Source organism: Streptomyces sp. NPDC018029, assembly GCF_044327655.1.
In the GTDB taxonomy this organism is placed as follows: domain Bacteria; phylum Actinomycetota; class Actinomycetes; order Streptomycetales; family Streptomycetaceae; genus Streptomyces.
Genome location: NZ_JBIRFV010000003.1, coordinates 796,963 through 815,162, shown reverse-complemented (window position 1 = coordinate 815,162; position 18,200 = coordinate 796,963). Strand labels below are relative to the sequence as shown.

The window sequence follows — 18,200 nt, the reverse complement described above, 5'->3', positions numbered from 1 at the left end:
GGTGTCGTCTCGTCTTTCACATGTCACAGGTGGTCGGGTGCGCTGATGCCGAGCAGGGAGAGGCCACCGGCGAGCACCGTCCCGGCGGCTTCGGCGAGCGCGAGCCGGGCGCGGTGGGCGGCCGAGGGTTTCTCGTCTCCCATGGGCAGGATCTGCCCGCGGTCGGCGCGTCGCGTGGGCCCTTGTGGGGCGCGGTGTGGAGCGCTGTGCGGAGCCCCGCATGGAGCGCTCTGTGGAGCGCTGTGTGGAGCGCTGTGCGGAGCGCTGTGCGGAGCGCTGTGCGGAGCGCTCTGAAAGGCGAGGAAGGCGTCGGCGGTGACGACGAGGTGCCGGGCGAGGCGATCCGGGGCGCGGTGGCGCGCGGCGGAGGCGAGGACTGCGGGGTGGGTGGCGAGGGCGTCCAGGAGGGGGGTGCCAGTACCAAGGGGGAGGCCCGTGTCGCCGGGGGCGGCGGTGAAGCCGAGGTCGGCGGCGTTGCGGATGAGGGCGCGGGAGCGGGCGTGGGCGTACTGGACGCGGAAGAGGGGGTTGCTCTCGCGCTGCACGAGGTGCTGGTCGCCGCCCTGTTCGGCGGTGACGCGGGGGTGGTCGTGGGCGGCGGGGTGGAGCAGCGCCCAACGGGCGGCGTCGCGGCCGAGGCGGAGGGGACCTTCGGCGCCGTCCGCCTCGGCGGGGACGGGGCGCAGGGTGGGGAGGGGCTGGGGCGGCCGTCCGTGGGCGTCGACGCGCACGCCGAGGACATCCGCCCAGGCGGGGTCGGGCGCGTCGTCGCAGGTGACGCGGACGAGGACGCCCTGGGAGCGCAGGATGCGGCGGGCGCTGTCGGCGATGACGACGGCTCGGATCTCACGGGGCACGTGGATCTGGGCGAGGGCGCCGGTGTCGGGGTGCACGTGCCCGTAGCAGGAGCCGCGCTCCAGGATCTCGCGTACGAGGGCTTCGTCGCGCGCGCCCGCGAGGGTGATGTTGAGGAACCCGGGCCCGGTGATGTCGACGCCGGCGATGCCGGGCTCGGCGGCGAGCCGCGGGGACAGCACCTCGGCCACTTGCCGCGGGGTGCGTCCGGCTGCGCGGGCGAGCTGGAGGGCGATGTTGGTGGCGTAGTCGCCGCGGCCGCCGGGGCGGGGCTTTTCCACGCGTACGGGCAGGGGCCCTGACTCCACAGGTGCGTCCGGGTCCCGGCCCAGGCCCCGATCCAGGTCCCGATCCAGGCTCCGCCCCACGTCCACGCTGAGCTCACCGGCATCGACGGCCTGACGCAGGGCGCGCAGCACGGTGCGGGAAAGCTCGACGGGGGTCACGGGACCAAGCGTATGGGAGGAGGGGGGTGGGAAGGCGACTCGGTTTAGCGGATGGTCCGGGATATGGACGGGGGTGTGTCGGGGGGGGGTGGGGCTGGACTGGGGTAGGGCGGAGCTGGACCGGGGCGGGGGCTGGGGCTGGGCGGAGCTGGATCGGGGCTGGGGCTGGGGCTGGTGCTGCGACTGGGCTGGGTCTGGGCCCACCCTGGACCGAGGCTGGGGCTAGGCCGAGCTAGACCGGGGCTGAGGCTGCGGCTTGGGTGGGCCTGGGCCCACCCTGGGCCGGGCTGGGGCTGAGGTGAGGTCAACCTCTGGGAGGTGTGACGCGCTCCGCTTCGCCGACACCGCCACCCACCACACCGCCGCCCACGACGTCTCCGCCCCCGGCTCCACACCCACTGACCCGGCACTCGGCCGCTTCCAGAGCCCCCTGGTCGTGTTCACGATCACGGTCCCGTTCACCCTGGCCCGCACGCCCGCCCTCACCGCTCCCCGCTCGCCTCCCCCCGATCATCAACTGCCGGACGATCCCGACCAGTTCGTTCGGCTCGAAGGGCTTGGCGAGGAAGGCGTCGACGCCGACCTCCAGGCCGCTCTCGACCTCGTACTGCGTGCAGGCGCTGATGACGACGACGGGCACATCACGCGTACGGGCGTCGGCACGGAGCCGTGCGGCGGTCCGCAGTCCGTCGAGCCGGGGCATCACGACGTCGAGGGTGATCACATCGGGCTGGACCTGCTGCACGACGTCCAGGCATTCGACACCATCGGCCGCGGTCACGACCTCGAAGCCCTCCAGCTCGAGGTTGACCCTGATCAGCTGCCGGATGACCTTGTTGTCGTCCACAACAAGCACGCGGCCGGGCACGCCTGGCACAACTCGAGAGTAGGTCCGCGCCCACCACCGCGTCCCGGTTTTCCCTACTTCCGCCGCCCACACACAAGCCGGCGCCGCCTCCCGCCCCCACCGACGCGAGCCACCCGCCCCGCCCCCGCACGAGCCCCGAAATACCTGTTCATGGGGAGCCCCGAAGAGCTGGTAGGGTTCTACCCGTCGCCGCGCAACCCGCGACGCACGCCCCCGTAGCTCAGGGGATAGAGCAACGGCCTCCGGAGCCGTGTGCGCAGGTTCGAATCCTGCCGGGGGCACCTTGTAGGAGGTGCCCAAAGACCCCGTCACCAGCGGAAACGCTGAGGCCGGGGTCTTCGCGTATCTACGAGCGTATGCCACCGTATGCCGCCCTGAGCGGCCCTATGTCAGGCGCTGTGGACTATTCGTGGACATGATCTTGGAGCTTCTCCCCAGGTCAGTCCCCACAAAACGACGAAAGCCCCGGACAGGTCCAGGGGCCCAGCGTAGCGACGCGCGCGGTCAGTCGTACTCGCTCAACAGATCCTCGATACGGCGGTTGGCCACCTCCTGCCGACCGTCGAGGCACTTCGCGTAGCGGCCGAGCAGGACCTCAACACTGTTGCCCGCGCGCTCGGCCACCTCAGTCGGATCGACGTCGGCGTTGAGCCACGTCGACAGCGCGGAGTGGCGCAGGTCGTACGGACGTCGAGCCAGCGGCGAGGTGACCACGGCCGGCGGGAGGGCAAGCAGCCGTGCTTCTTGCCAGGCCCGCCAGTAGGTCGAGGAGGCCACCACTCCCCCACGCTCGCTGTAGAACAGGCGCCCGTCCTCGGCAGTGCCGAAGGTGTCAAGGTGTTCGCGAAGCAGCACCACGAGTTGCGGCGGAATCGGCACCCGGCGGACGTCCTCAGCAGCACGGTTCTTGAGTCCGCGGTCGTCGTGGGTCTCGCCGGAATCGGTCCACTGCCGACCGACACTCGGGCGTGTGCGGTGCAGGAGAGCGGAGCCCCATCCTTCCCCGGGCAGGACGAGATCGGGTTCCGCGAGGCCGACAGCTTCCGCGGGGCGGAGGCCAGCGAAGTACATACAGGCGAAGAGTCCGACCAGGCGCCGTGCGCGCACGACGAAAGCCGCCGACGCAAGACACAGCGTGGAGCAAAGCGCGCGCCTGTTGCGGATTGGCCGCCACGCGAGGATCGACCTCACTGGATACCTTGGGCTTCTGCCAGCGCACCACGGCGATGCCGCCGTACGTGAGGCCAAGGAAGAGACCGGGGTCGATATCGAGGTGACCGGTTTGGTCGGCCTCTACACGAACCCCGGGCACGTCATGGCGTACGACGATGGCGAAGTGCGCCAACAGTTCTCGATCTGCTTCACCGCGCGCATCACTGGCGGAAACCTCCGCACGAGTAACGAGAGCAAGGAAGTCGCCTTCGTCTCGCCTACGCGGCTGTCGGACCTGAACATCCATCCGTCGATACGGATGAGGATCGAGCATGGTTTGAGCAGCCGACCGACGCCTTACATCGGCTGATCACGCAGCGGCGTTGAGGCGCGCGAGCGTCCGTTCAACGGCCGCGGCCAGGTAGGGCCGTGCTTTGGTGATCGCGGTGTGAACTTCGCTTCCCAGCTCGTAGCGCACCAAGATCTCATCCATCCGACGATCGAAGTCGAAAGACTGACCTGCTGGGCCAGTCGTCATGTCGGAGTAGATCAGGGCGTCCAGAACTTCAGAGTCCTCCCGCTCGTACTCTGCCAACTCCACCGATAGGTCACGCTGCTCAGCCTCGTACACGGCACCTGAGTGATGCGCGACAAGCCGGACGAGTCGAAGCGGTGCACCGAGAGTCTCCAGATGGCGAGCTCCATCAAGGGGGTGAAAGCCGATCTGCCTCAACTCCGGGGCGTAGCCGATGTCGTGAAGCCAGGCCGCGGCCACGAGGAGATCCCGATCAGCATCGGACACAGTCGGCGATGCCTCGCGAGCACGAGCAGCCGCGGCCTGTGTGTGCAACCAACGATTACCGAGCGGGGGCAACAGGGACTCGGCCAGTTCAGCCGCACCCTGAGGCGTGTCCAGTGCAGTAGGCATGATTCGCACGGAGCTGACACGGGCCATGTGCGGACAGCCCGGCCTCGGCCGCTCCGGAGCAAGACGCGGACAGAGTTTCTCTACTTCATCAAGAGGCTCGCTCCGCTCGCCGGCCGCGGACGTAGACGCGCCTCGGAAGCCGACACGCCCCTGCCTGAAGGATCACGTCATGGCGACGTGTGCGCGTCGGCGTCGCACCGCCGCCGCGATCCGGTCTGGGAGATGGAAAAGAGAGCGACGGTTGATCTCGCCGAGCAAAGTGCAGGCGGAACCCCAGGTCCCACCAGGACAACGAAGTAGATCCAAGCCCAGAAGGATCAATCACAGGGATTGAGGGCCGCGCAGAGCGCGGCGGCGCCGGTCGGGCGCAAAGGGGCGAGAACACATGGTCACAGGGCATGAGGGGGCGCCATACGTGCAGGTCAAAGACGCGTTGTGCTTCGACTAAGGCCGGATCGCGGCGGCGGTGCGATGTCGACGGACCGGCTTCCATGGTCGTTGCCCATCGGTGGGGGCGGCCGGCTCCACGGCTTTACCCACCTCCCCGGTCCGGGACCCGCGTCGAGCAAGACCAGGGGGCCACTCGTGCTACCTAGGGGCAGGTCGATAAACCTGCCCGAGTTGCCAACCAGCGTACGGCCCCCTGATCATGCCCGACCCCACACCAGGCAGGACACCGGCCAAAGCCGTTCCACCGACCTTGGTCATCAGGAATCGTCGCGGCGCAATCCGATCGCTCGGTGAATGACAGCCTGTTGCCCGCGCAGTGTTTGCGGCGCGCTGGAGGTCATGGGGGTATCTACCGTGCGTGCATCCTTCCGCGTCAGCTTCACCGACTTCATTCCGGACCCGGACGATGCGGACTGCCAACGCTGGGCAACCGCAATCCCGCCAGACCGCATCACCTTCGAAGACGACCAACTGATCCTCTGGATAGACGACACCCCTCGCGCTAAGTTCCCGTTGGACGTCGTCGCCTCCGTGGAAGTCGCTCATTTCCCTGGCAGCAGCCGCCGCGAGGATTCAGAGCAATTCCGCACTCGCTATCCGAACTTCGGCAAGCCGTGGAGCAGGGCTGACGGCCAGAAGCTACTTGCCCTGCATCCCGAAGGCAGAGACGACTACGAGGTATTGGCCGCCGAGTTCGGACGCCAGCCCACCGCCATACGCTCGCGTCTCGCCAAGCTGGGGCTGGAGCACCTTTAACCGACCAGGAAAAGCGGACGGCAATCCGCAGGGTGGCCGCTCGCGCCACCATCGTCCAGTGGGTTCGGGAGTGGCCCGAGAAGCCCACGCTCCACGACCGTCTTCACCGGTGGGTGAATCCCCAAGCCTACGAGTTCGACAGGTCTGCGCCACCGCTCGAAGCATGGGTGGACCGGCCGGCCGGCCGGCCAGCCACTACGAACGAGCGGGCTGGCGAATCCGCGTCGCCTACTTCGGTGCCGAAATAGCGTTCGAGGTCGAGTACGTGGTGTGCCAGCTATGCGCACTCGGCTGGGTCGAGTCGCCGTACGCATATCCAGGCTTCGCACGTCATGGGCTCGCCTCAGCCGCACTGCGAGCTCTCCGCGATGGCTACCCCGGACTGGAGTGGCACACGGGTGGGGACACTTTCGAGACGCTGAACCCTTCTGGACCTTCATCAGCAAGAACGTTGTCGGCGGCTACACCCAGCAGGAGCGGTGTCACCACATCGAGCCGCGAACGACACGTCGGACGTAAATCCCTCTCAGGAAACGGCGAGAGCCTTAGCGCACCAAACGGAGCTGATCATCGATCGGTACCGTTGATGGCGGAAGCGTCGTGAGCAGCAACTCGTCGGCGGGACGCTTCCCGACCTTGCCCGCGGCCGAGTACCTCGTGCTCACGAGCCTCTTGCTAATGCGCCAACTCCGCACACCAAGATCCACTCGGTCGCCATCTGATGGATTCATGCGATCGCGGCCGTACAGCCATGGACTCTCAGTAAGTGTTGGATGATTGTCGTAGCTAAGCAACCATCTGAACTGGGCCTTAGTCCTGAGGTAATGGGCGAGACTAAGGTGCAGCAGCTCTGTGTCTCCTTCGAGACGCTCCACTCCTGGCCCACCGTAACCACCGCGCGGGTCAAAGGAGGTCCGGTACAACAGGGACGACTTATCAATGTACGGCGGGTCCAGATAGGCGATTACCCGTGATGGGAGTAGCTGCGGGTAGCGCTCCGGAACGTCTTCAAGGGTACGCTTCCAATCCTTGCGCCACACATCGACGAGTCGCCCCACATCATATAGATGACCCACGTAACGAACACGCTCAGCGAGAGCTTCCGGGTTCCATCTGCAACCGATGGGATAATTGCTCTCCTGTGTGCGGCCGCCAATTGGGCCAGCTTTTCCGTGAAGAATTCCGGAGAAGGTAGTTCGATTAAGGAAGAGGCACTGCATTGCTGCCTCAAGACGACGATCGCGTGGAGCAATGCCGGCCGCGGGGGTCCAATTCCTCCAATAGTCCCATCGTTCGACCGCTGTAGGGCCGCCGTGCCGGACGAAGCGATTCCATTCGTCGTGCATGCGGTCTACCAACCGCTCAGTATCCTCAGCTGCCACCTGCCAAAAGGCCGTGACGAGCGGATCGGCGTCTGCGAGAAGAATTCTGTCAACGGTGCCGTCACCGATCATTCGCAAAGAAGCCGATGCTCCTCCCGCGAACGGTTCCACAAGCAGGTTGATCTCAGGGACTTCACGAGACTGCTTCGCTGATGTGATTACTCGCGCGATTACAGGCGCTAGCGCAGACTTGGCTCCCGGATAACGAAGCGGTGATTGATAGCGCCCCCGCGCGAGACCGTGATCCACTGAGGTCAAGTTCGAGGAAATCGCGCTCTCCTGACCCTTGATCGCGTCGCCTGTGCCCAAGAGCTCAGCGGTTCGGGCCAGCTCATCTGTTGCCGTGGCCACGATCGGCTCTGTGAGGGTGGACATGCTCGTATTCTGCCTGACAGTGCCTCGACTTGGCACATGCCCTACCTCTTGAAGTAGGTCGGCGGCTGCACCGCTTGCATGTCGACCTTCAGCCCCGGGATGTTCTGCTGGGCCATCATCGTGAGAACGGAACGGCCCACACCAAGTGGTAGCGCTGCCGCAGAGTGGGCCAACGCTACCGGAATGACGGCATGTTGGTACATACGGGTCCTCAACGAGTCAAGGACTTCGCAGATCAGACGAAGCGTCGGGTAGGCCTCCCAGCCTTCGACGCCATCACTGCCATCGTATGGGCTGTAGCCGGGTGCGGCAGGGACAGTGATCACTAGGGGATCGCCTGCCTGGGTGCGATAGATGAATCTCCTGCCATAGAACTCATCCTCGCCGTAGCGGTTGTCCTCTGATCGTCCCGAGATGCGATTGATGTATGCATTCGGCAGGCGCATCACGTGACCAATGGGGATCAGGTCCGCGATTAGTTCAGCATGTTCCACGAAAGCGCCACTCTTCTCGATCCCGACCAACAGAGGAGCTACTAGCTTCTGGTTCTCGCACCAATTTGCGAGATCCCCGAGATGTTCCACGAAGCGGCGTTTGAGAGGCGCGAGAGGGCCGTGCAAGGCAAGGGGCCCATCAGTGACGAAAATTGTGTGCCGAAGAACTTCCGGAGCCGAGTCTGCGAAGAAGTTCAGGTAACACAAAGTCATAAGCCGTTCTGCCGCGCTCATTACGCGACCCATCGGCGTGAAATTGGAGCCTTCGACGTTATATTCCTCATGCGTGCGAAGTGCGTCAGCCAGGTAGAGCACACCACTACATGACGGGCAACGACCACCCTGGGCCGCTACGGTCAGCTGAGCTCCATTCGGAGCGCCCTGGCCGCAATTGGGGCACACTCTCAAGGAAATTGCTTCTGCGCGGCCTTCACGAGTGCCATGGAGGGCAAGTAGACCATCGGCCAGGGTCATGCTGGTACTAGAATCAAATCGTGAGCTCATGAGAAAGGCGTCGAGCTCGCTTCGCCACGTATCGACACCACTCATTCCAGGGCGCACCAGTTGCGACCCAGGGAGCGCGACATCGAACGCATATTCCGTCTGAGACTTTCGAACTGCACGTGGGTCGATATAGCGCTCAATGGCGAGGGCTCGGAAGACATCGAGTTGAACCATCGAACCGGCAACTCTGAGATAGCCGACCTTCACGGTAGGGTGATCGCGTGTGGCTTCGACTTCTGTGTCTGATCCGTCGACTGTAATAGAGAAATCGACGTCTCCGGGATCGCCTATCCGCGGAAGATCCGCCAAGGGGCGACACAATCCCTCGATTTCGTCCTTGCTGTTGGGGCGAGAATTGGTTATCTCCCACCGCTGCAAAGCAGCCTTCACTGCTTCGTTCCGGACGGTGTCCACATGGCCGAGACGCGAGGCCTTTTCGCCAGGATATGGCATGTTACCTGGCCCCTTCAGCTGACGGGATGGCATTGAGGCCAGCTGCCCTGCGTGCGTCGTTAACCATCGCGTGGTCAAATTTGGCTATCTGGGCAGGGACGATGTATTTTCCTGAGTACGTCTTCATTCGAACGAAACCCACATCTTCCGCACGAATGATGCTTGGAGCCCATACCCTGAAGTCGTAGTAGTGAGAGAGCTCGCGAGTTTCGTGATCGGAATTTAGGTGGGCGACAAGCCAATTTGAAGTGTTCGACAAGATGCGTTTGTCGACAGATGTAACTTCCTGGGTGGCGTAGATCAGGCCCATCTTGTACTTAGCGGCTTCCTTGGAGAGGCGAACCCATGGGTCATCAGCGACTTCGCGTCCGCCACGTTCGAAGAGATTGTGTGCTTCCTCCACTACAATCTGCATTTCCAGCGGTTCCGCATCCTCGCGGAAGCGCTCTCCTGCCTTATTGAGCAAGTGCGTGACGATTCTCTCCGACATCACTTTGGCGACGAGCTCGTTTCCGCTGGAGAGGTCGACGATCGACAAGCGGCCCGCGACCATGTCGTTCCAAAGAAGTTCCGCTACATCGCCAGTCGACTCTTGACCGTGGAACGGGCGAATCGTTCGAATCGCCGAAGTCACGCCTGTGTAGTCGTATACTCCGAAGATGTCGGGAAAGCGAGAGTTCTCGTCGTGCCATTTGGGGAATTCAGCAGGTCGTTTGCCCGCCCAGGTGGCGAGAGCGAGTGCGCTTGCGGGCGAGTCGACAGAGTATTTACCCCTGCCAGCAGGCGAGATCGCATTGGGGTTCTCCTCCAGGAACGCCTCAGCGTTGTCTTGGGAGAGAGATACCCTAAGTGAAGGGAAGCGAGTTGTGGTAAACCCGCATTTGGCTAGCAGGCCATAAAATGCAACAAGAGCCCAGCCCCAACGATTATGTGCGCTGAAATCCTGCCTGTCCGGTTCGGAGAGGTCTGCGGAGCGGAAACTCTTCGCGTAGTTAGTGTTGACCTGCGCCGTCGCGTCGCTTACGAGGCTCCAGGCGGCGTCCAAGACATCGCGGTCATAAAAGTTGAGTCGAAGCGTCTTCTCGCGTGAGTCGCGTGAGTCCGGGGCGACTTTGTAGATCCTCACGGTTCGATCGTCATCGCCAAGCAGGCGAAGGCCGGTCCCGTCCTGGCGATTGACGTTCGCATACTCGCCCTGGGGGTCGAAGATAAGTTGCCCGATAGTGCGTTGATGCTCGGATGCGTATCGATGGACCGCGGTCACGAGCGTCTTGATGGTATTTGACTTTCCTGTCCTGGTCATACCAAAGACGGCGGTCTTGCGCCCGACGAAGTCGGAGACGTCGATGCGGACATCAGCCTGGTCTGTACCCGCCAGCAGAGCCTTCCGCCGAGTAGCGGCGAACCGGACCTTGCCGATTGCTAGGGAGTCGCGTTCGTCCGCGGCCGCCGGATAGGAGGCAATCCACGACAAGACGTCGGTGCCCGGCAGGAAGACCTGATACCGGGCGGAGACGACGACGTTGTCGATGTCGGCCCCGTACTCCACTCGCGCGTCTCGAGCATCCGTCTCGGTGTAGAAGGTCCCCAACACCTCGCAGTCGAAGGCTGATTGCTGGAGTTCGTTCCGCGTCAGCACGTCGGTCACGTCATCGAAGTCAACGCCCGAGGCGCCGGCATCTCGAACCACGGCCAGTCGAGTTTGTATGAGCTCGGACTCGTTAGGAAGCGGCGCGGTCCCACGGACTCGGAGCAGGATGATCTCCTGGTCTTCAAGGATGAAGCCAGACTCTGTGCTGTCTCCTGCAACTGCAAGGAGAAAGCCACCTCGGGGGATGCCTCCAGCCTCATGCTTCTTGAAGTCGTCGGTAAGAACGACGGCTGAGTCGTAGTCGAGCCTAAAGATCCCGCCAACTGGCTTGCAGCCTTGGTTGATCAAGGCCGTCAGAGGCTTCCTGAGCTGCGTCGAGTGCTGAACCTTCGTCGCGATCCCTGTCACGCGGTCCCTCCCCATCCCCGCGCGTTCGCGCGACGCTGTGCCTGTTGTTCCCGCTGGGTGCAACAGACCGTACTGTGTCCGACTCTCAGTCAGTTTCCGCGTGCGCGACCTTGCCTGAGGCAAGTTCAGCGCAAGTGGCCAAAATTGACCGGTTGGGACTCGGCGTGAGGTCCCCATCGCAGGGCGGCTCGTCGGCCAGTGTGGCTTTGTGATCAGCGTCCAGAGCGATCAACTGCGGATGCGTACCGACCCAGGAGCCCGCGGTTCGTGGACCATTGGTGGACAGGCCAGGGCATGCAACGCGGCAGCAAGGATGCGACCTGCGCATTCTTGTGAGACCCAGGCGCCCTCCGGAGCCGTGTGCGCAGGTTCGAATCCTGCCGGGGGCACGGACAGCGTCCGTGCCGGATGTATCAGCAGTAGGCAAAGGGCCGGTGATCTCAGTGATCACCGGCCCTTGTGCATGCTCCGGCCGGGGGCGTTCACCGTCATGGCTTCTGTGCACCGTGACGGTCCAACTGCCCGGCAGGCAGGGGCCGGTTGACCGGTGGAATCTTGGGTGTGCGCGCCTGCGGCCGCCTAGGCTGCGTAAACGCAGTCACCGGGAAGGGCCTCGGATGGATCAGTACAGGACCACGAACTCCATTCATGGCGGGCATTACGCGGGGCCAGTGATTCAGGCTGCTTCGGTGACGGTGCAAGCCCCGGAGCCGGTCCCGCCGAGGGAGCCGTGGGTCCGGGCCGTGCTGGAGTCGGCCGTCTGGGCACACGCGGCCCCGCGCGATGTGGAGGCACATCGCGGACACGCGGCGCGGCTGGTCGCGCGCCTGGCCGCCGTCAGAGACGCCGCCGGTCTGCGGGCCGCCGACGACGCGTGGGCCGACCCCGGTTTCGCGGCGCGCTTCGCGGACCGGGTGGAGTGGCTGCTCGGGGAGCCCGACGGCACGCTCGACCTGTCTCCGTCGGAGGCCGGGGTGCTCGTGCTGATGCCCTACCTGTACCAGGCCCGCCAACTCCGGCGGGTCGCCTCCCGGATGGAGGCCGGCCCGGCCGACCTGCGCGTCCGGCCGGACGCGTGCCGATGGCGCAGTGAGTATCAGTCGTTCCTCACCGGCCACGACCGGCTGGTGAAGCGGGCCGAGCGGCGGCCGGAAGCCGCGCCGGTGATCGGCTGGTGGCTGTACCACCGCTGGCTGGAGCGGGAGGAGGCCGCGGACCAACTCTCCGGCCTTGACGCTGAGCTCGGCGAGGAGAAGGGTCCTTTGTCCCAGGCCCTGGATCCTCGTCGGCTGGCCAGGCTCCTCACCGGCCTCCGCCTCGGATCCGACGTCTGCAACGCGGAACATCTGGGTCAGCTGGAAGCGGACGAGCTCCTGCCAGGGCCTGGCCGGCAGCGGATCCGGGAGCGGCGCATGAGTCTGCTCCTGTCCGTCGCGTACGGCGCTGCGATCGAGCTCTCGGTCCTGCCGGACACAGTGGTCGAGCACACCGGCGTTCCCAACGGCGTCGACTTGGACGGGGTGCGGCGCACCCTCGCCTCCATCACGTGGGGTGGCCCTCCGGAGCTGCCGGTCCTGAAGGCGGTCTGCGAGCACGAGGCCGTGGTGGAGGCCCTGCGCGAGCATGCCGAGCGGCTGGACGGACTGCTGCTCGCGGTGGGGCGTACCGTCCCCGACCGGATTGCCCAGCCGATGCCGCGGTTGCCCGGGCGGATCTCGGCGGACGGCGTGGTGCCCGCGGAGGGGACCTTCATCAGCGGGGCGCGGTTCCGGCTGGACGACCGCAGGGTGCGCGACATCCTGACGGGCACCCAGCTCTACAAGGACCGTGGCCTGGCGGTCCGCGAGCTGTACCAGAACGCCCTGGACGCCTGCCGCTACCGGCGCGCCAGGACACAGTTCCTGGAACGGTCCGGACGCCCCTTCCACCCGTATGAGGGCGGCATCGAGCTCGTTCAGGGAGTGGACGACGAGGGCCGCGCCTACCTGGAGTGCTCGGACGACGGGATCGGTATGGGCGAGGCGGAGCTGCGCGGGGTGTTCTCGCATGCCGGGGCCCGCTTCGCCGAGCAGCCGGACTTCCTGCTGGAGCAGGCCGAGTGGGAGCGGGTGGAGCCCCCGGTGCGGCTGCACCCGAACAGCCGGTTCGGGATCGGAGTCCTGTCGTACTTCATGCTCGCGGACGAGATCCGGGTGGTGTCGTGCCGGATGGGGCTGGACGGCGCACCCGGCCCCGTGGTGGAGGCCCGGATCCTCGGGCCGAACCAGTTGTTCAGGATCGTGGAGAAGGAAGGACGGGGCATCACACCCGGTACCCGGGTGCGGCTCTACCTCCGGGAGGAGCCTCGTACCTGGTCGGCGATGAACACGCTGGCCGAAGTGCTGCACATCGCCGAGTTCCGGACGACCGCCGAGCACTCCGGACGACGGAAGGTGTGGGAGGCAGGAGTCCTGGGGCGGTCGGACACATACTCGGCGGAGGGGCAGGCCAGCGGTGGCCTGGTGGTCTGGGAGGACAGCCCGCCGGGTGCGCAAGTGATCTGGTGCGAGTACGGAGGCATGCTGCTGGTGGACGGCATCCTGGTCCAGCCGCAGCAGCGGGTGGGCGTGCTGTCCGGTTTCCGGGGTGTCGTGGTGAACCTCAGCGGGGACTACGCACCGCAGCATCTCAGCACCGATCGTGCGAGCCTGCTGACCGACGTGTCGGGGCGGGTCGAGGAACTGCTCGCCGCCGCGGCGCCCACCCTGGTGACGAGCGGAGCGAAGTTCCTCACCCTGAACTGGATCAGCGAAATGGCCGAGAGCAGCCCGCGCACCGCGGACCTGGTGGCCGAGGCGGCGTTCGAGGCAAAGAGCCGGTTCGGGATTCGCCACAGTCAGCGAACGGTGCCCGCTGCATCCGGCTGCTTCCCTCTCGACCGACTGCTTCTCGATAACTTGCTGGCGCCGAACGGCCTGCGTGGTTACTTCGACGACTCGGCGTTTCTCTCTCTTCCGGACCATCTGCTGCTCTGGCGAGTGCTCGCCCATGGGAACACTGATCTGTCCCGGCAACTGACGGATCTGGTACCGGAACTGGCGGATGTCCGTCAGGTGATGAGAGCCCGGCCGTCGGACCTGGAGCTGCTCACCGGAAGACGTAAGACGCAGGTGGCGACCGGTCCCTCGGCCGTCTTCGGTGTCGCCCGGCGGCTCGGCTGTGGCCTCGCGGGTCCCGTGGAACGGCGACGGCGCTTCGGAGACAACGGTCTCACCCTGCCCACCGCCCCCGAGCCGGATCTCTCGGACGGCTCGGACATGACCTGGCTGGACAGGCCGCACAACTACCGGCACGCAAGCGCGACCGTCGACGATCTGCTGAGGATCGGCGAAGAGCTCGGAGTGGACGCCACACAGGCGGCGGCCCGTCTGCGGTCCTACGGCATCCCGGTCGTACCGTGCGACCTGCCGGACGGCGGACCCGATGAGACGGATCTCCAGCTTCTCCACCGGGACGGCGTGGTAGCCGAGTACCGCGGTATCGCGGATGACGGTCCCGTGCCGCCAGGCCATGTGGCCCAGGCCGCCCTGCGGACGGGACTGCACCCGGCGGAGGTGAAGCGCCGAATCGAACGCTACGGCGTGCCAGTGGAGCCGTTCGACCTGCCGGAACGCCCGGACAAGGAGTACGTCGCCTGGCTGAGTCAGGATCACAACGGCAGGTGGCCGTGGGTGAGTGCCACCCGGCCGCTTCCCCCTTGGCAACTGATCGCCGTGCAAGGATGGCTCGGGCTGTCGGCCGACGACGTGCGTGCCGAGTACGAACGCCTCGGTTTCTCGCTTCCGCCACGACCCACCTGCCGTGAGCTGCCCGACGACTTCGAGCTGCTCGGTGGCAGCGACGGAGTCGACTGGTCGCCCTTCTGGACCGATCGCGCCCCTGACTTCCATCAGCTCATCACGGTCGCGGAGGAACTGGGGCTCAGCCTGCGCTCTCTGATCAACCGGCTGGCCAAGTACCACGTGAGAGTCGGCATGGTGCTGCCGTCACGCCCCACCGAACTCGACCGCGAGCTCTTCCGTTACGAGGACCTGCTGCGTGTATCCGACGACGAGCGGGACGCCCCTTGGTGGTATCGGCTCGGACCGGACGACGAGATCCCCTTCTTCCTCGTGGTCCTGTCCGCCCGGGAACTCGGCCGGCGCCCGAGGGAACTTGCCGCCCGACTGAGCTCCTACGGCCTCCGGGTCTCCCGCGACGACCTGCCTCCGGGCCTCGGCCACAGCGCCACGCTGCGGCTGCTGACCTCCGACGAGTACCCGTTGCCGCTGCCGGAGGACCCGCCCATGCCGCTCGCCCAGCTCGTCCGCATCGCTCGTCGGGCCGACCTCCCTGTGGCCGAAGCCGCTCAGCACCTGCGTGACCTCGGTGTTCACGTCGACAACCCGGCGGAGACCGTGCGGGCAGCACTGTCGCGGGTGCCCGCCGGGTGAGTTCAAGGCGGTCCCGGCTTGTTTCCCGGCGCATGGCGTCGTAGGGGAAGGGAAGGGGAGACGCGGAGGGGCGTGTGGGGGAGGGAGAGGGGAGAGCATGATTCGGTCGTGCTTGACCAGTGACGGTGTGCCGCCCGAGGAGCGGTTCGGGTGGTGGGGTGGGCTGAAGTCCGCTTCGCCCATCGCGACGACTCTGCGGAGTGATCACACCGATGACTTTCCCGTCGCGGTCGATCATGTCGATCTCGGGGCCGCGACGGTCACCACCATGTCGTATCCGTCGGCCGAGGTGCGGCGTACGGAGCGGCATATCCGTCGAGGGGATCCCGGGAGTCTGCAGGTCTCGCTGACCCTGTCGGGGCTCAGCGGGTTCGAACAGTGCGGGCGCAACGTGAAGTTCGGGGCCGGGAACTTTCTGCTGTACGAGTCCTCCTCGCCCTTCGAGGGGTGGATGCGGCAAAGCGGTGACGGGAGTGATCCGACGCGGAGCATCGTGGCCACGCTGCCCATGCACCTGCTGCCCTTCCCCGTCGACCGGCTCTCCGAGCTCGTGTCGCGGCCGCTCTCGGGCCGGGAGGGGTTCGGGGCCCTGCTCGCCCAGTTCATGCAGCAAGTGGCCGGGGATGTGGGGCAGTTCGGGGAGTCGTGTGACGTGTCCGATCGGCTCAGTCATACCCTCGTCGACCTTGTCGGGCACCTTGGCGCCCAGCACCTCGACCGCGTGGCGGAGTTGCCTGTCGAGAGCCGTAAGCGTGCCTTGTTGCTCCAAGTGCAGAGTCACGTGCGGCGGCATCTGCGCGATCCCGGGCTGAACCCGGACAGCATCGCCGCCGCGCACCACATCTCCACCCGCTATCTGCACCGCCTCTTCCAGGAGCAGGGGCTGACGGTCTCCTCCTGGATCCGGGGGCTGCGTCTGGAGCGCTGCCGTCGGGCGCTGGCCAATCCCGCGTTCGCCGCCGTGCCCGTCGGCGCCATCGCGGCCCGGTGGGGGTTCACGCAGCCCGCCGTCTTCACGCGCGCCTTCCGTGCCGCGTACGGGCTCACGCCCAGCGACGTACGCGCGCGGGCGCTGGCGGGATACGGGAGTGCGTCAGGGGTCAACGGGTGTGCGCCCATGGTCAATGACGTCGGGTGAGGGGCTGGGAAGACTGTTGCGCGGCGGCGAGGTCGGGGGCGCCGCCGGTGTCCGCCACTGCGCCCGTGGAACGGGGGAACCCATGGAACGGGTGGAACCCGTTGAACGGGGGAGGGCGTAGGGGCGGGCACGGGGGGGCGGGTGCGGGGGGCGGGTGCGTTTCTTTCGGTTCTTGTGACCGTGCGTGATCTTCCTCCGGCCGTCCGTGCATCCACATCATGTCGATCCTGTGCATCTTTGCCGTCGGCACCATGGAAGCCGGACCAGGCGGTCCATCTTGCCCGGGGCTCCTTCGAATGCCGTGATAGCACGGGGTGATCACTTTCGAAGGAGGGGACGACCTCGTGGGCATCTTCAGCCGTCGCCAGACCGGCACCACCGCCACCCTCGAGCCGACGCCGGCCGGCGGTGTCGCGCTCGACTCCGCGTTGCGGGAGCTGACGGGGCAGTGGACCATCGACCGGCCGCACAGCCGTGTCGGGTTCTCCGTGCGGCACGCGATGGTCACCACCGTGCGGGGTGCCTTCGCCGACTACGACAGCACGCTGTACTTCGACGGCGACCGGCCCTCCGAGTCGCGCGCCGAGATCGTCATCCGGGTCGGGAGCGTCGACACCGGTGTGGAGCAGCGGGACGCGCATCTCGTCGGCACCGACTTCTTCGACGCGCGGCGCTACCCGGAGATGGTGTTCCGCAGCACCTCCACCGTCCATGAGGACGGGGAGAGCTTCCGCATGTACGGGGATCTGACCATCCGGGACGTCACCCGCCCCGTCGACCTGCAACTCGACTACCTGGGGTCGGTCGTCGACCCCTTCGGCTTCGAGCGGGTCGGCTTCGACGGCACCACCACCATCGACCGCACCGAGTGGGGTCTGGTCTACAACCAGCGGCTCGCGGCCGGCGGCACGATGGTGAGCGAGAAGGTGCGGCTGCAGTTCGACATCTCTGCGATTCGGCTCGCCGCCGGGTAGGTCCCGTCGGGGAGTGGGGCTTCGGCGGGTAGGCGCTTCGGCGGGTAGGCGCTTCGGTGCCGGCCGTGTGTCAGTGCGATGCTGGCGGGCGTCGTACGCAGAACGCCGTGGTCGTCGTGATCACCGTGAACACCGCCGCCGTACGCGGCACGCGAAAGGAGGGCGCGCTCGTGGGCGACTGGATACGTTGCTTCCACCCCGCACCCCACGCCGGGACCCGTCTGCTCTTTTTCCCGCACGCGGGTGGTTCCGCCAGCGCCTACCACCCGCTGTCGGCCGCTGTGAGCGGGGTCGTCGACCCGTCGGTCGTGCAGTACCCGGGGCGCCAGGAGCGGTTCGGTGAGCCGTTCGCCGAGCGGGCGGACGACGTCGTGGACGCCGTGCTCGCCGCGCTCCCCGGGTGGGACGCCGGGGAGCCGACGGCGCTGTTCGGGCACAGCATGGGCGCGGTCCTCGCGTTCGAGACCGCGCGGCGCATGACCTCGGCGGGGCATCCGCCCGCGGCCCTGTTCGTCTCCGGGCGGCAGGCACCCTCGCTGCCCTGGCGGCCGGCGGCGGTGGTGCGGCCGGTGGCCGAGATGTCCGACAGCGAGCTCGTTGAGGAGATGCGGAAGCTCTCCGGCACCGCGAGCGAGCTGCTGACCTCCCCCGATCTGCTGCCGATCATCCTGCCGCCGGTGCGCGCCGACTACCGCCTCCTGGACAACCACGTCCACCGGGACGGCCCCCCACTCGACTGCCCGGTCGTCGCCCTGACCGGCGACGCCGATCCCCGCGTCACGGTCGAGAGCGTGCGGGCCTGGGAGAGCGAGACGCGCGGCGACTTCTCCTGCCACGTGCTGGAGGGGGGCCACTTCTTCCTCGACCGTCATCGGGCGTACGTCACCGAAGTCGTCGCCTCCACGCTGGTGGGGCGGAACGCGTCGACTCGGTGACGCCCTGCGTCCCCGTGGC

Annotated in this window: 12 protein-coding genes, 1 tRNA gene and 1 pseudogene; 7 read left to right on the top strand and 7 right to left on the bottom strand. The window is 66.4% G+C overall.

The features are described from left to right. Positions 1-23: 23 nt before the first annotated feature. Complete coding sequence (gene nrtL / locus ACH4D5_RS12280; RefSeq protein ID WP_398301201.1) at positions 24-1,301, bottom strand: ArgS-related anticodon-binding protein NrtL; 1,278 nt, start codon at positions 1,299-1,301, stop codon at positions 24-26. A 304-nt stretch (positions 1,302-1,605) separates the two neighbouring features. After that, positions 1,606-2,178 carry a response regulator gene (locus tag ACH4D5_RS12275; protein ID WP_398301199.1) on the bottom strand — a complete coding sequence of 191 codons (573 nt, stop codon included), beginning with the start codon at positions 2,176-2,178 and terminating at the stop codon, positions 1,606-1,608. Between the two features lie 200 nt (positions 2,179-2,378). Between ACH4D5_RS12275 and ACH4D5_RS12270 the strand changes: the two genes are divergently transcribed. Continuing rightward, positions 2,379-2,450: transfer RNA gene (locus tag ACH4D5_RS12270), tRNA-Arg, on the top strand. Between the two features lie 223 nt (positions 2,451-2,673). Here ACH4D5_RS12270 and ACH4D5_RS12265 read toward each other — a convergent pair. Next, a pseudogene (locus ACH4D5_RS12265) lies at positions 2,674-3,394 on the bottom strand (site-specific integrase); the annotation flags it as partial. On the opposite strand from ACH4D5_RS12265, the gene ACH4D5_RS12260 reads away from it, so the two are divergent. Continuing rightward, the gene (locus ACH4D5_RS12260; RefSeq protein ID WP_398301458.1) at positions 3,350-3,691 is read left to right on the top strand and encodes an NUDIX hydrolase; all 342 of its coding nucleotides are present in this window, start codon (positions 3,350-3,352) and stop codon (positions 3,689-3,691) included. The pseudogene ACH4D5_RS12265 and the gene ACH4D5_RS12260 sit on opposite strands and share 45 nt — an antisense overlap. On the opposite strand, the gene ACH4D5_RS12255 is transcribed toward ACH4D5_RS12260, so the two are convergent. Continuing rightward, entirely contained in the window at positions 3,692-4,249 is a 558-nt protein-coding gene (locus tag ACH4D5_RS12255; RefSeq protein WP_398301196.1) for an HD domain-containing protein, read from the bottom strand. Positions 4,250-5,053: 804 nt separating this feature from the next. Between ACH4D5_RS12255 and ACH4D5_RS12250 the strand changes: the two genes are divergently transcribed. Further along, entirely contained in the window at positions 5,054-5,455 is a 402-nt protein-coding gene (locus tag ACH4D5_RS12250) for a hypothetical protein (RefSeq protein ID WP_398301194.1), read from the top strand. 545 nt (positions 5,456-6,000) lie between these two features. On the opposite strand, the gene ACH4D5_RS12245 is transcribed toward ACH4D5_RS12250, so the two are convergent. Genes ACH4D5_RS12245 through ACH4D5_RS12235 form a run of 3 tightly spaced genes read right to left on the bottom strand, consistent with a single transcriptional unit; the run spans position 6,001 to position 10,662 of the window. Beyond that, complete coding sequence (locus ACH4D5_RS12245; RefSeq protein WP_398301191.1) at positions 6,001-7,212, bottom strand: DNA adenine methylase; 1,212 nt, start codon at positions 7,210-7,212, stop codon at positions 6,001-6,003. A gap of 41 nt (positions 7,213-7,253) precedes the next feature. Next, the gene (locus ACH4D5_RS12240; RefSeq protein WP_398301188.1) at positions 7,254-8,663 is read right to left on the bottom strand and encodes a hypothetical protein; all 1,410 of its coding nucleotides are present in this window, start codon (positions 8,661-8,663) and stop codon (positions 7,254-7,256) included. A gap of 1 nt (position 8,664) precedes the next feature. After that, positions 8,665-10,662, bottom strand: coding sequence for an ATP-binding protein (locus ACH4D5_RS12235; protein ID WP_398301185.1), 1,998 nt, complete (start codon positions 10,660-10,662; stop codon positions 8,665-8,667). Between the two features lie 689 nt (positions 10,663-11,351). Here ACH4D5_RS12235 and ACH4D5_RS12230 point away from each other — a divergent pair. The 4 genes from ACH4D5_RS12230 (at position 11,352) to ACH4D5_RS12215 (ending at position 18,181) form a co-directional block, all read left to right on the top strand. Next, complete coding sequence (locus ACH4D5_RS12230) at positions 11,352-15,134, top strand: ATP-binding protein (RefSeq protein WP_398301183.1); 3,783 nt, start codon at positions 11,352-11,354, stop codon at positions 15,132-15,134. Between the two features lie 112 nt (positions 15,135-15,246). Next, positions 15,247-16,272 carry a helix-turn-helix domain-containing protein gene (locus tag ACH4D5_RS12225; protein ID WP_398301181.1) on the top strand — a complete coding sequence of 342 codons (1,026 nt, stop codon included), beginning with the start codon at positions 15,247-15,249 and terminating at the stop codon, positions 16,270-16,272. 344 nt (positions 16,273-16,616) lie between these two features. After that, positions 16,617-17,246 carry a YceI family protein gene (locus ACH4D5_RS12220; RefSeq protein WP_398301179.1) on the top strand — a complete coding sequence of 210 codons (630 nt, stop codon included), beginning with the start codon at positions 16,617-16,619 and terminating at the stop codon, positions 17,244-17,246. Positions 17,247-17,353: 107 nt separating this feature from the next. After that, positions 17,354-18,181: a thioesterase II family protein gene (locus tag ACH4D5_RS12215; RefSeq protein ID WP_398301178.1), complete on the top strand. Its 828-nt coding sequence runs from the start codon at positions 17,354-17,356 to the stop codon at positions 18,179-18,181. Positions 18,182-18,200 lie beyond the last annotated feature (19 nt).

What these genes read in the sequence shown, in the direction of transcription:
- ACH4D5_RS12255 (WP_398301196.1), bottom strand. Translation starts at nt 4,249, where the DNA reads ATGCCTACTGCACTGGACACGCCTCAGGGTGCGGCTGAACTGGCCGAG.
- ACH4D5_RS12245 (WP_398301191.1), bottom strand. Translation starts at nt 7,212, where the DNA reads ATGTCCACCCTCACAGAGCCGATCGTGGCCACGGCAACAGATGAGCTG.
- ACH4D5_RS12240 (WP_398301188.1), bottom strand. Translation starts at nt 8,663, where the DNA reads ATGCCATATCCTGGCGAAAAGGCCTCGCGTCTCGGCCATGTGGACACC.